This is a genomic window from Sulfitobacter sp. 1A15299, from assembly GCF_043556915.1.
Lineage (GTDB): Bacteria > Pseudomonadota > Alphaproteobacteria > Rhodobacterales > Rhodobacteraceae > Sulfitobacter.
Window position 1 is genome coordinate 33,024 of sequence record NZ_JBIFFJ010000009.1, and the last position, 12,426, is coordinate 45,449.

General features: G+C 63.5%; 15 protein-coding genes. 5 read left to right on the forward strand and 10 right to left on the reverse strand.

Going from position 1 to position 12,426, the window contains the following annotated elements; all coding sequences use genetic code 11:
* Both ACGYK7_RS11295 and ACGYK7_RS11300 read right to left on the reverse strand, forming a co-directional pair.
* On the reverse strand, window positions 1-1,254 hold the full coding sequence (locus ACGYK7_RS11295) for a sarcosine oxidase subunit beta family protein (RefSeq protein ID WP_394402269.1): 1,254 nt from the start codon (window positions 1,252-1,254) through the stop codon (window positions 1-3).
* Between the two features lie 152 nt (window positions 1,255-1,406).
* Entirely contained in the window at window positions 1,407-2,837 is a 1,431-nt protein-coding gene (locus ACGYK7_RS11300; RefSeq protein ID WP_394402272.1) for a Glu/Leu/Phe/Val dehydrogenase, read from the reverse strand.
* A 345-nt stretch (window positions 2,838-3,182) separates the two neighbouring features.
* Between ACGYK7_RS11300 and ACGYK7_RS11305 the strand changes: the two genes are divergently transcribed.
* The 3 genes from ACGYK7_RS11305 to ACGYK7_RS11315 are packed head-to-tail and all read left to right on the forward strand — an operon-like array spanning window position 3,183 to window position 5,697.
* Window positions 3,183-4,613: a pilus assembly protein TadG-related protein gene (locus ACGYK7_RS11305; protein WP_394402275.1), complete on the forward strand. Its 1,431-nt coding sequence runs from the start codon at window positions 3,183-3,185 to the stop codon at window positions 4,611-4,613.
* The gene (locus tag ACGYK7_RS11310) at window positions 4,610-5,149 is read left to right on the forward strand and encodes a TadE/TadG family type IV pilus assembly protein (protein ID WP_394402277.1); all 540 of its coding nucleotides are present in this window, start codon (window positions 4,610-4,612) and stop codon (window positions 5,147-5,149) included. The genes ACGYK7_RS11305 and ACGYK7_RS11310 overlap by 4 nt, the downstream gene beginning before the upstream one ends.
* Window positions 5,149-5,697: a TadE/TadG family type IV pilus assembly protein gene (locus ACGYK7_RS11315; RefSeq protein ID WP_394402278.1), complete on the forward strand. Its 549-nt coding sequence runs from the start codon at window positions 5,149-5,151 to the stop codon at window positions 5,695-5,697. The genes ACGYK7_RS11310 and ACGYK7_RS11315 overlap by 1 nt, the downstream gene beginning before the upstream one ends.
* Here the strand turns inward: ACGYK7_RS11315 and ACGYK7_RS11320 are convergent.
* From ACGYK7_RS11320 to ACGYK7_RS11340, 5 genes are all read right to left on the reverse strand, one after another.
* A complete protein-coding gene (locus ACGYK7_RS11320) occupies window positions 5,694-6,200 on the reverse strand; it encodes a hypothetical protein (RefSeq protein WP_394402280.1) in 507 nt (168 codons plus the stop codon). The genes ACGYK7_RS11315 and ACGYK7_RS11320 overlap by 4 nt on opposite strands.
* A gap of 111 nt (window positions 6,201-6,311) precedes the next feature.
* Complete coding sequence (locus ACGYK7_RS11325; protein ID WP_394402282.1) at window positions 6,312-6,818, reverse strand: periplasmic heavy metal sensor; 507 nt, start codon at window positions 6,816-6,818, stop codon at window positions 6,312-6,314.
* A gap of 1 nt (window position 6,819) precedes the next feature.
* Window positions 6,820-7,176, reverse strand: coding sequence for a hypothetical protein (locus tag ACGYK7_RS11330; RefSeq protein WP_394402285.1), 357 nt, complete (start codon window positions 7,174-7,176; stop codon window positions 6,820-6,822).
* Window positions 7,169-7,765, reverse strand: a complete 597-nt coding sequence (locus ACGYK7_RS11335; RefSeq protein ID WP_394402288.1) for an RNA polymerase sigma factor — start codon at window positions 7,763-7,765, stop codon at window positions 7,169-7,171. The genes ACGYK7_RS11330 and ACGYK7_RS11335 overlap by 8 nt, the downstream gene beginning before the upstream one ends.
* Before the next feature lie 46 nt (window positions 7,766-7,811).
* The gene (locus ACGYK7_RS11340; RefSeq protein ID WP_394402290.1) at window positions 7,812-8,423 is read right to left on the reverse strand and encodes a calcium sensor EFh; all 612 of its coding nucleotides are present in this window, start codon (window positions 8,421-8,423) and stop codon (window positions 7,812-7,814) included.
* 220 nt (window positions 8,424-8,643) lie between these two features.
* On the opposite strand from ACGYK7_RS11340, the gene ACGYK7_RS11345 reads away from it, so the two are divergent.
* Together ACGYK7_RS11345 and ACGYK7_RS11350 are read left to right on the forward strand one after the other, a co-directional pair.
* A complete protein-coding gene (locus tag ACGYK7_RS11345; RefSeq protein ID WP_394402293.1) occupies window positions 8,644-9,060 on the forward strand; it encodes a DUF983 domain-containing protein in 417 nt (138 codons plus the stop codon).
* A gap of 42 nt (window positions 9,061-9,102) precedes the next feature.
* Window positions 9,103-9,798, forward strand: coding sequence for a DNA mismatch repair protein MutT (locus ACGYK7_RS11350; protein ID WP_394402296.1), 696 nt, complete (start codon window positions 9,103-9,105; stop codon window positions 9,796-9,798).
* On the opposite strand, the gene ACGYK7_RS11355 is transcribed toward ACGYK7_RS11350, so the two are convergent.
* The 3 genes from ACGYK7_RS11355 to ACGYK7_RS11365 are packed head-to-tail and all read right to left on the reverse strand — an operon-like array spanning window position 9,795 to window position 12,344.
* A complete protein-coding gene (locus tag ACGYK7_RS11355) occupies window positions 9,795-10,715 on the reverse strand; it encodes an EamA family transporter (protein ID WP_394402299.1) in 921 nt (306 codons plus the stop codon). The genes ACGYK7_RS11350 and ACGYK7_RS11355 overlap by 4 nt on opposite strands.
* A gap of 40 nt (window positions 10,716-10,755) precedes the next feature.
* Window positions 10,756-11,262: a lipocalin family protein gene (locus tag ACGYK7_RS11360; protein ID WP_394402301.1), complete on the reverse strand. Its 507-nt coding sequence runs from the start codon at window positions 11,260-11,262 to the stop codon at window positions 10,756-10,758.
* Window positions 11,263-11,300: 38 nt separating this feature from the next.
* Complete coding sequence (locus tag ACGYK7_RS11365; RefSeq protein WP_394402304.1) at window positions 11,301-12,344, reverse strand: aldo/keto reductase; 1,044 nt, start codon at window positions 12,342-12,344, stop codon at window positions 11,301-11,303.
* Between the last annotated feature and the right edge of the window lie 82 nt (window positions 12,345-12,426).

A 12,426-nucleotide genomic window follows, 5' to 3' on the forward strand; every position in this document is an offset into this window, starting at 1 on the left:
TCAGTGCAAGTTGTGCTGAGACCCGGTGGCCTCTTCATCCATCAGACCTTCGCCCGAACGGAACCGGTCGAGCCTGAAGCCCGCCGCCGTCTCATGGGGCTGGCCGGTGGCCATCAGATGCGCCAGCGCATAGCCCGAGGCGGGCACCGCCTTGAAACCGCCGTAGCACCAGCCGCAGTCGACGAACAGACCCTCGGTCTCGGTCTTGTCGATGATCGGGCTGCCATCGGGCGTCATGTCCATGATCCCACCCCAAGAGCGCAGCACACGGGCCTTGCCGATCATCGGCATCAGGGTCATCCCTGCCTCCATCACATGTTCCATCATCGGCAGGTTGCCGCGCTGCGCGTAGGAGGCGTAGAAATCCAGATCACCGCCAAAGACCAACCCGCCCTTGTCGGACTGGCTGATATAGAAATGCCCCATGCCAAAGCTGATCACATGGTCGATCACAGGCTTGAGCCCTTCGGAGACGAAGGCCTGCAACACATGGCTCTCGATCGGCAGGCGCATCCCCGCCATGGCGGCGACTTGGCCAGATCGCCCCGCCGTCACGATCGCCACCTTCTTGGCCCGGATTGCCCCGCGCGTGGTCTGCACGCCGCGCACGCGGCCGTTCTCGATGTCGATGCTGGTGACTTCGCATTGCTGGATCAGATCGACGCCGCGCTGGTCCGCACCGCGCGCATAGCCCCAAGCCACCGCATCGTGCCGCGCGGTGCCGCCGCGGCGGTGCAGCAACCCACCGTGGATCGGAAAGCGCCCGTTGTCGTAATCCAGATAGGGCAGCAGTTTGCGCAGGCCCGCGCGGTCAAGCAGTTCCGCATCGTCGCCTTGGTTGATCATCGCATTGCCGCGCCGGGCCGAGGCATCGCGCTGCGCGTCGGAGTGGAACAGGGTGATCACGCCGCGCTGGCTGAACATCACGTTATAGTTCAACTCTTCCGACAGCCCCTCCCAGAGTTTGAGCGAATGGCTGTAGAACTCGGAATTGCCGGGCAGGAAGTAGTTGCCGCGCACCACGGTCGTGTTGCGCCCCACGTTGCCCCCGCCGAGGTAGCCTTTCTCAAGCACCGCGATATTCTTCATGCCGTGGTTCTTGGCGAGGTAATAGGCCGTGCTTAGCCCGTGGCCGCCGCCGCCGATGATCACCGCGTCATATTCCGCCTGCGGCTCTGGATCGCGCCATTGCGCCGTCCAACCCCGATTGCCGGTCAAGCCTTCGCGCAACACCCGCAGTCCTGAAAATCGCATCTTTCGCCTCCCCCGGTCTGGGCGCAGTCAAGCAACTTGGGGCGCAAGTATCAATGACCGAAAACGCTTCCCGCTCCTCCTCCGCCCCCGGACGGCAAAAAGGGGCGCAAGACGCCCCTTTTTCGGTCACTTCAAGACAGGCGATGTGCCCCTCAAAGCCCCTTGGCGTGATAGCTCGCCGCGACCTTTTCGATCGAGACGAGATAGGCCGCCGTGCGCAGATCATCGACATCGTCGCGGCTGTGCCAGACATGGGCCATCGCCTCATAGGCCGTGCGCATCGTGTCATCGAGACCGGAGCGGACCAGTTCCAACTCCCCCGCACCGCGCAGGTACTTTTCCTTGAAGTTCGGGCTCAGCGTCCAGCCCAGATCCTTATCCGCGCTCAGCCGCTCAAGCTCATCGACCACCAGTTGGTGACGCGATTCCTCGGCGCGGCGCTGCATGCGGCCAAAGCGGATGTGGCTGAGGTTCTTGACCCACTCGAAGTAAGAGACCGTCACACCGCCCGCGTTGGCATACATATCAGGCACGATCACCGTGCCCTTCTTGCGCAGCACCTCATCCGCCCCGGCGGTCACCGGACCGTTCGCGGCTTCGATGATCAGGGGCGCTTGGATACGCTCGGCATTGGTTAGGTTGATCACCCCCTCCAGCGCGGCGGGGATCAGGATATCGCAGTCTGCTTCCAGAAACTTGGCGCCATCCTCTTCGAACTTCGCATCGGCATAGCCTTTGATCGTGCCGTGCTTTTCGATCCACTTGTGCACCGCCTCGACGTTGAGCCCGCCTTCGCTGTGAAGCGCACCGTCACGTTCGATGATCGCGGTAATCTTTGCGCCATCCTCTTCGCTGAGGAATTTGGCGGCGTGATAGCCCACGTTGCCGAGACCCTGAATGATGACGCGTTTGCCTTCGAGCTTGCCGGCAAGGCCCGCTTTCTTCAGCCCCTCGGGATCGCGGAAGAAGGCTTGCAGTGCGTATTGCACACCGCGGCCTGTCGCCTCGGTCCGGCCTTGGATGCCGCCCGCGTTGATCGGCTTGCCGGTGACGCAGGCCACACCGTTGATGTCGGTGGTGTTCATGCGTTTGTACTGGTCCGCGATCCAGGCCATCTCACGCTCGCCGGTACCCATGTCGGGGGCGGGCACGTTCTGCGCGGGGTTGATCATGTCGCGCTTGATCAACTCATAGGCAAAACGCCGGGTGATCAGTTCTAGCTCGTGCTCATCATAGTCGCGCGGGTCGATGCACAGCCCGCCTTTGGAGCCGCCAAAGGGCGCTTCCACCAGCGCGCATTTATAGGTCATCAGCGCGGCCAGCGCTTCGACCTCGTTCTGGTTCACGGCCATCGAATAGCGGATACCGCCCTTCACAGGCTCCATATGTTCGGAATGGACCGAACGGTAGCCGGTGAACGTATGGATCCGCCCCCGCAGACGCACGCCGAAACGCACCGTGTAGGTGGCGTTGCAGACGCGGATTTTCTCTTCGAGACCGGGCGGCAAATCCATCAGCGCGACCGCGCGATTGAACATCAGGTCCACACTGTCGCGGAAACTCGGCTCATTAGCTGGATTCATCGGTCTCTCCTCTTCTTGTCCGGTCGCGGTCTCATTGTTCGCAGGCGCGACTCATCTGGCTGCCCTAGGGACATGCTGTCGCACCGTAGGACGCCTCATGACCGGGCGCGACCCAATTCCTCGCGATTTTCAAAACTTTATCAACCGTGGGTAGGGGCGGACCGCCACCCCCTCCCCGCTCGGTGGAAATCGCCCCAAAACGGCGCTGAAAACCAGCCTAAAGAGCCGCCTATTGCCCCAGACCCGCCAAACTCTGGACACTTTCCCGCAGCACAACAGGGCAAGGCAAATGCTGCCCATTCCCATTGGCGCCCGCAGGACGCCACGGAAGAAAGGTTAACGACGATGCGCGAAACGTCTTACAGTTCGGAAAACCCCCAACGGCCCCTGGCCGCCCTGCTGCGCCGCTTCGCGCGGGAGGAAGACGGGCTGGTCACGCTTTTCGCCATTTTGATGATCCTGCTGATGATCCTCATGGGGGGCATCGGCGTGGATCTGATGCGCCATGAGCGCGAACGCGCAAGGGTGCAGGCCGTGGCCGACCGGGCCGTGCTGGCGGCTGCCGATCTCGACCAGACGCTCAGCCCCGAGGCCGTGGCCCGCGATTATTTCGACAAGGCGGGGCTGGCCGAATACGTGTCCAGCGTGACGGTCGACGAAGGGTTGAACTACCGCCGCGTCACCGTCGATGCCTCGCGCACGCTCAACACGATGTTCATGAGCAAATTCGGCCAAGACCGGCTGCATGTCCCTGCCAAATCTACGGCGGAGGAAAAGGTTAACAAGGTCGAGATTTCCATGGTGCTCGATATCTCCGGCTCCATGCGGGAGAACGGCAAGATGGCCAACCTGCATGACGCGAGCGACGCCTTCATCGACACCGTGCTGAAGCCCGAGAACGCGGACCTGATCTCAATCTCTGTCGTACCCTATACCGCGCAGGTCAACGTCGGAAAGGACATCATGGATGAGTTGAACATCACCCAGTTGCATTCCTTTTCCCATTGCGTTGATTTCGACGATAGCGAGTTTGACCTCACCGCCATCAGCCAGACCCGCAGCTATGAGCATATGCAACATTTCGAGGCGGGCTATAGCTGGAACGGCTATCACCGCGACAACACCGGGCGTTATGACAATATCTACAACCCCGGCTGCCCAAAGCGGGACTACGAAGAGGTGGCCGCCTATTCGCAGAACGCCGCCGCGCTCAAGGCCCGAATTTCCAACTTTCAGCCCCGCGCGAACACCGCCATTCATCTGGGCATGAAATGGGGCGTGGCGCTGCTCGACCCGTCCTTCCGCGCGATCAATCAGGCCATCGGCGGCGATGCGGCCTTCCAAGGGCGCCCCGCTGACTACGGCGATATCGACACGCTGAAAACAGTGATCCTGATGACCGATGGGGTGAACGTGACCACCCGCCGGATCAATCCCCAAGTCTATGCCAATCAGGACCATTACAACCACTGGAGCGATTACCCCTTTTACTGGTGGCTGAACCGCAATGTCCGCTCAAGCGAGCATTACCGGTGGTATTCGACCAAATATACCGCCTCCCGGGCCGACAGCCTGCTCGACAACATCTGCGACGCGGCCAAGGCCAAGGGCATCGTGATCTGGTCGATCGGCTTTGAAGTGACCGACCATGGCGCATCGGTGATGAAGAACTGCGCCTCCTCCGACAGCCATTTCTTCCGCGTCGAAGGGGTGGAAATCGTCAGCGCATTCGAGGCCATCGCCCGCCAGATCAACCAGTTGAGGCTGACGCAATGATACAGCGCTGCATCAAGGCATGGCGCCGGTTTCGCGGCGATGAAGATGGCTCGGCCATGTTGATGGAATTCGCCATCCTGTCGCCGCTGCTCTTCGGCTGCCTGCTCATGTCCGTCGAAATGAGCTTTTACGCCATCCGCCACATGTTCCTTGACCGGGGGCTCGACATGACGGTGCGCTATGTTCGGCTGAACACCAATACCCCGATGACCCATCAGACCATCAAGGACAAAATCTGCGAGGCCGCGATCTTCCTGGATGACTGCGAAGAGACCCTGCGCCTTGAGATGATCCGCGTGGACCCGCGCAATTTCGCCAGCTTCGACCAGTCGCCCGATTGCGTCGACACTTCCGAAGACCCCAGACCAGTGCGGGGCTGGACCCTTGGGGTCGAGCATCAGTTGATGCTGCTGCGCGCCTGCGCGCGGTTCGAGCCCTTCTTTCCCACCACCGGCCTTGGCTATGCATTGGAGAAAGACGGCGCGGGCCGGGTTTCCATGATTTCAAGCGCGGCCTTCGTACAGGAGCCGAATTGATGCGCGTTTTCCGCAATCTGCTAGCCCGGTTCAAAGGGCGCGAGGATGGCTCCATCGCCGTTGAGACGGTGATCATGCTGCCGCTGATGTTCTGGGCCTATCTGGCAATGTATTCGACCTTTGACACCTTCCGGATGTACAACCTCAACCAGACGGCGGCCTATACCATCGGCGACGCCATCTCGCGTGAGACGCAGGCGATTGACGCGGACTATCTCCAAGGAATGCAACAACTCTTCGACTATCTCACCCGCGGCACCGGGCAAACCGCGATCCGGGTCAGCTCGCTCTGGTATGACGCGGAAAACAACCGCTACCACGCGGATTGGTCACAGGTGCGCGGAACGGTCCAGCCTTTGACCAGCGACGATGTGCGCAACTGGCACGGAAAGCTGCCCGTCATGCCCGACAACGAACGTGTCACACTGGTCGAGACGTGGCGCGACTTCGAGCCGCTGTTCAAAACCGGGTTGGAGCGGCGCGACATCCACAACTTCGTCTTCACGCGCCCGCGCTATGCGCCGCGCACGGTCTGGTCGGACGGTTAAGCGGCCTCACGCTCGGCCAGTTTGGCGCGGATGATCTCGGCGATGAGCTTGGTTTCATTGGCCGGGGTCATGCCGCCCACGCCAATCCGGCGGCCAAGGCTCCACCACAGGCCCAAACGCCAGCCCCGCGCCACGCGGCGGTTGGTCTTGAGCAGGAAACCGTTCGAAGGTTTGACCGCGAAAGCCCCCTGATCAATGCGCGCGATCTCGTCCATGCGGACGATCACCCGGCCATCGGCATCGCGCAATGCCTCTTCGGTCAGTTCCACCGCGCTGGCGGTGGCGCGGCGCATCACCTCGGCAATCGCGATAAAGCCCAGCCCCACCAACACCAGCACGCTCTGCCAGACCGGATCGGGCGAGCGGGTCAGCGCGGAATAGATCAGCAACAGCCCCAGCCCCGCCAGTGACAACAGACCCACCGCCCGCCGCGCGGGTGAAGCCTTGGCTCTGGCCAGCACGGTTTCCGCGCCGCTGTGCATGGTCTGAGAACTGTCGGTCATGGGCCGGGCTTTCTAAGGGGCAAGGGGCCGGCTGACGCCGCCCCTGCCGGGGTCATTCACCCTCGGCCTAGCCCGCCGTCTGGCAAAGGGCAAGACCGGGCACCGAGCCGCTCAGCGTTCGCGTTTGCCTTTCTTGCCGGGCGGCCCCGCCTCCAACCGCTGTTGCAGCTTGTCGGCATAGTCTTGGCGGGCAGCGGCATCCATCGCGCTGACCTCGGCCAACCACGCCTCATGAGCGACCTGCTGAACACCCGCGGCAGCCTTGCCTTGCGCGGCCAGCACCGCGGCGGCCACATCCGCCTGAAACGGCTCGGCCCGAAGCGCGGCGAGCATTTCGTCGTAAAGCGCGCGCCGCGCTTCCCGGTCGAGGTGCCGCGCCTTGCCACTGGTGCGCATTTTCCCGTGCAGCCCGCGCCGTGCCTCGGGTGGCAGCGCCTGCACATAGGGCGAAGCATAGCTGCGCAGCCCCGGCAAATCGCCCCCGCCATGCGGCCCCGGCCCACCGTGACGCCACATCGCCCCGCCAAGCGCGCCGAGGATCATCACGTTCAGCGCCAGTGACAGGCCAAGGGCCACCCGCATGAGGCGCCTGCGCCGTGGTGTCGGATCCTGTGTCATCTCAACTTTCCTCCATGTCCCAGCCAAATCCACCGAATTCGCTGCCTGTGTCAGCCACCGTGAGGTCCGAGGTTTCGGTCTCCCATGTGCCGGTTACGAACTGCCCAGCCAAATCCGGCATACCCTCGGGCGGTGCCACACCGACCCAAACCCCGACAGCCGCAGCGGTCGCAAGACCGCTCAGCCCCGCCGCACCGCCCAAGAGTTGCCAGAGCGCTCGATGCCACGGCTGGCGCGGCGCTTTGGGCATATGCGCTTCGGCATCGGCCAGAACCCGCGCCTGCAAATCGGCCGAGACCTGTGGCGGATTGGCCCGGGCCGCGGCAAAGAAATCTTCCAGATCGTCGAAGTCACTCATTTTCAAACCCCAATGCGTCCCGTTGTGCCGACAATTGCGCGGCCAATGCCCGTTTGCCCCGCGCGGTCAGGCTTTCCACCGCTTCGACCCCGATGCCCAGCACCTCGGCGATCTCGGGATTGGCCATACCGTCGATATGGCGCAACACCACCGCTTGCCGCTGGCGGTCGGGCAAAGTGGCCAGCGCCTGTTGCAGCGCATCCACACGCGCGGCCTGTTGTATCTTCTGCGCGGCACCGGGGGTCGGATCGGCGGGTTCCGCCACATCATCGAGCCCGGCCACCCCCGCCCCCCGGCGGCGCAGACGGTCGGTGCAGAGGTTGGCCACGACACGGTAGAGCCAAGTGGTCACCTTGGCTTCGCCCACGCGCCACTTCGGCGCCTGACGCCAAAGCCGCAGCATCGCCTCCTGGGCCACATCCTCGGCCTCGGCCCGGTCACCGAGCACCCGCAGCGCATGGCCGTGGAGGCGTGGCACCAGCCGCGCGGTCAGCACCCGCGCCGCCGCCGCATCGCCATTGGCATAGCGTTGCAACAATTCGGCATCCGCATCCTGCTGCGCGTTGGGCAAATCCTGCATCCCGTCCATGGCTAAGGTCCGGGCGCGCCATGATCAAGCGCGCCCGAGGCTTCATTTAGTCGCGCTGCGGCTTGTCATGGTCCATTTTGTCACCCTTGTGGTGCCGCTTGCCATGCATTTTTTTCGCCGCTTCGAACTCTTCGGCGCTGATGCTGCCGTTGCCGTCTTCGTCCAGACGCTCGAACATCTTGGCCGGATCATGGCGCTGCGTCATCTCTTCCATCGAGAGTTTGCCGTCGTCGTTGGCGTCCATGCGCTCGATCATGCGGGCGCCCTTATCACCGTGCTTATCACCGTGCTTGCCGCCCTCTTTGCCGCCGCGCTTGCCACCGTGTCTGTCGCCCATGGCCTCCAATTCGGAGGCGTCGAGGCCGCCGTTGCCATCGGTGTCGAAACGCTCAATCATTTTGGCGGCGCGGTCGGCGCGGCGTGCATCGCCTGCGGCCTTCAACTCTTCGCCGGTCACGAAACCGTCGCCATCGGCATCAACCTTGGCAAAACGCGCCTCGGCATGGGCCTGAAACTCTGCCTGCGTGATCGCACCGTTGCCATCTGCGTCAAGCTGCTGGAACCGGTCCTGCCCGTTCGGCTGGGCGGTGGCGGCCACGGCACCCACGGCCAACAATCCGCTGAGGGCTGCGATCTTCATATTGGTACGAATGGTCATCTTGATACTCCTCGTTTTTCTTAAAGATCGTCTCGCGCTTTTGCGCCGCGATCACAGGGTCAAACGGCAAAGCCCGAAACTTCCGTCGCAGGTTTCCAAACTTTTTTCGAAAAAATCGGCAAAGACCCGCCCTGCGCGACATGGCGCCGCAACGGCAACCTCCGGTCTTTTCATTTCACGCCCCAGACTGCATCTATCCCTCAACCAGAGGATCGCCCCCATGTCACAGACACAGCAATTGTCCCCCGACACCGCAGAGACCGACGCCAGCGAAGAGCGGCCCCGCCTGCCTGCTATGCTGCGCGGTTGGCGTGGCAAATGCCCCTCCTGTGGGGGCGGAGAGTTGCTGCATGGCTATCTGAAAGTGAACGACGACTGCGCGGTCTGCCGTCAAGAGTTCCACCATCATCGCGCCGATGACGGCCCGGCTTATCTGACCATTTTGCTGGTCGGTCACCTCTTGGCGCCGGGGCTGCACATCGCCTATGCGGTCTGGCGGCCTGAACCTCTGACCCTGTTCACCATTTTTGCAGTTGGCTGTACGGCGCTGTCGCTTTACCTTCTGCCCAGACTGAAGGGGGCCATGATCGGCTTTCAATGGGCCAAAAGGATGGGCGGTTTCGGCCGGTCAAGCTGAGGCGGCCTGCCCTTCGGCCCCTGACTGCCGGAGCGCTACCGCATGACCATCGACAAGACCAAAATCCGCAACGCCGCCACGGTGATCGTGCTGCGTGACCGCCATGAGACCCCGCATATCCTGATGGGCCAACGCGGGGCGAAGGCGGCCTTCATGCCGAATAAATTCGTCTTTCCCGGCGGGGCGGTGGACGCGGGCGATGCCAATGTGCCCCTTGCCGCCCCGGTGAACGCGCTTTGCCACGGCAGGCTTTGCGACGATGCTGAGCCGCCCCTCGCCCGTGCCATCGCCGTCGCCGCCATTCGTGAGCTTTGGGAAGAGACCGGTCTGGTGCTGGGCCGCAAAGGCGCATGGCAGGGGGATGTGCCGCCCGACTGGCAGAGCTTTGCAGCCACGGGCCATTTGCCCGACGCCTCCGCCCTGCAATTCGTGTTTCGCGCGCTGACACCGCCGGGCCGCCCGCGCCGTTTCGACGCGCGGTTCTTTCTGGTGGATGCCGACGACATCGCCAGCGACCCCGACGATTTCGACGCCGCCTGTGATGAGCTGTCACATCTGCAATGGGTGCCGCTGAGCCGGGCGCGATCCTTCGACATGCCCTTCATCACCGAGGTCGTATTGGCCGAAGTCGCCGCCCGCGCGCGCGACACCAGCCCGCCTGCCTCGGTCCCGTTTTTCAAGAACAACGACGAAGAAAGCTTGTTTTTGCGCCTGCATGGCCGCCCGATGACGGGCTAGGTCACCAAAACCAGCATCAGGATCGAGACCGTCAGCACCGACATTCCCGCCCATTCCCGGCGCGAAATCCGCTCGCGAAAGAACAGGGTCGTGGCCGCGATGCTCAGCATCAGTTCTACCTGCCCCAAGGCTTTCACATAGGCCGCGTTTTGCAGGGTGAATGCGATGAACCAACAGAGCGACCCGCCCATCGAGGTCAGCCCGATCCAAACCGCCACCCGCCGCGCGGCCCAGACCCGGCGCATCTGCCCCGGTTCGCGCAGCCGCAGCCAAAGGGCCATGATCAGCGTCTGCATCAGCACCACCGCCGCCAGCGTCACCCCTGCCCGCAACAGCGGATCGCCCGAGGCCACGGCGAGCGAGGCGCCGCGATAGCAGACCGCCGAGATCGCAAAGAGAAAACCCGAGGCGATGCCCAGCCCCGCCGCACGGTTGCGCAGATCGCCAAGGCGCAGCCCCCGCGCATCGGCCCCGCCGGACAGCAACAACAGCCCCAGCACGCCAAGGGCGATGGCCGCAAAGCCCGCGCCCGAGACCCCCTCGCCCAGCACGATCCAGCCCATCAGCACGGTCTGGATCACCTCGGTCTTTTTGAAAGTGATGCCGACGGCGAAATTGCGCTGCTTGAACAACAGCACCACGCAGACCGTCGCCATGATCTGCGCCGTGCCGCCCATCGCCCCGTACAGCCAGAAGCCCGCCCCTAGCGGCGGCACCCCCTGCCCGCTCAGCGCCAGATAGAGCGGCAGCAAGAGCGCCACGAAGGGCGCGGAATAGAGAAAGCGCGAAAAGGTCGCCCCGCCCGCCGAAAGCGTATCGGTGGCCAGATGTTTTTGTAGCATGAAGCGCCCGGTCTGAAAGACGGCGGCGGCAAGGGTGACGAGGATCCACAGATCGGGGGCGAAAGCACTGTCCATAACAGCCTATAAGCCGAAGGCGGGCGGCAGGGCCAGTGCCTTAGGGTCTCATCTCTAAGGCCCCGAGGTCATAGCCGTTGAAATCCAATATCTCCTGTGCGGCGGCGATCCGGTCCGCGCCACCTGTCGCTCGACGGTCGAGGATCCAGCCATAGCCGCCCTCGGGGCTGCCGATGACCGCGGTGCGGAACCCTTCGTCGACCCAGAGCACCCAGAAAGGCCGTTCGGCCCCGCCGACGGCGGCGCGCATCGTATAGCGGCCCGACCCCTCTGCGCTCAGCGCCCAAAGGGTACGGGTGTTGCGGCATCCGGCGCTGTCGCAGGTCTGGCGCTGTTCAATCAGGGTCGGCCCTTCCGGCGCGAAGGTCACGGCCTGCAGGTCGGCGTCACCGGGGAATGCGGCCCGGACCTGCCAATCGCCGCCAAAGCGCGCCGCGTCATAGCGGCTGGTGGCCCCGATCAAAGCCTCCGCATCGCGGAACCCTGTCTGGGCGGGCGGTGCCTCACCGCTACTGCAGGCCGCGAGGGCGCCCAACAGCAGCAGCATGGCCCCCCGCCGCGCCAAATGCATCCCAAGGCGGCCCATCAATAGGGCATCGGATGGGCTTTATGCGCCGCGTCGAGATCGGCCATCACCTCATCGCTGAGGCTCAGTTCCGCCCCGCCAAGCGCCACGTCAAGCTGCTCAAGGCTGGTCGCGCCAAAGATCACAGAGCCCATGAAGGGCCGTGTCGCACACCATGCCAGCGCCATCTGCACCGGGTCGAGCCCATGTTTCTCGGCCACGTCAAGATAGGCCGCGACTGCTTCAAAGGCGCGGGGGGTGACCCGACCGCCGAGGTCTTCGTTCAGCGCCAGACGCGACCCGGCGGGGATCTTCCCGCCCTGATATTTCCCGGTCAGCAAGCCCGCGGCCAGCGGAGAGAAGGCCAGCATGTCGATCTGCTCATTGACGCAGGTCTCGGACACATCGGTATCGGCCAAACGACACATCAGCGAATATTCGTTCTGCACCGAGATCGGGCGTGGCCCGCCCACCCGTTCGGCCACGGCGGCCCATTGGGTCAGCCCCCAAGCGCTTTCGTTGCTCAGGCCAAAGGCGCGGATCGTCCCCCGCTCGACCTCACGCTGCAGCGCACCGAGGGCGTCTTCCATATGCGCCATGGTCTCGGCCCGGTTCTGGTTCGACGGGTCGTAGTGCCAATTCTTGCGGAACATATAGCTGCCGCGGTTGGGCCAGTGGAATTGGTAGAGGTCGATGTAATCCGTCTGCAAGCGCTTCAGCGAACCTTCGATGGCGCCGGGGATCGTGGCGGAGGAAATCGGCGCGCCGTCGCGGGCGTGCTGCATCCCCTCGCCGGAATGTTTGCTGGCCAGAACCACCTCGTCCCGGCGCTTGTGGCGGGCGACCCATTGACCGATGATCTCTTCTGTCCGGCCAATCGTCTCGGCGCTGATCGGGTTCACGGGGTACATCTCGGCGGTGTCGATGAAGTTGATCCCGGCCTCCAGCGCGCGGTCGATCTGCGCATGGCCCTCCTCGGCGGAGTTCTGGGTGCCCCATGTCATGGAGCCCAAACAGAAATGCGAGACCTCGATATCGCTGGAGCCGAGCTTTTTCATCTTCATCTTTTGGTCCCTCGCTTGTGATTTGCCCGCAACCTAGCCGCCTGCCCGGCCTTCGCAAGGGCAATTGCCCCGCGCCGATCCT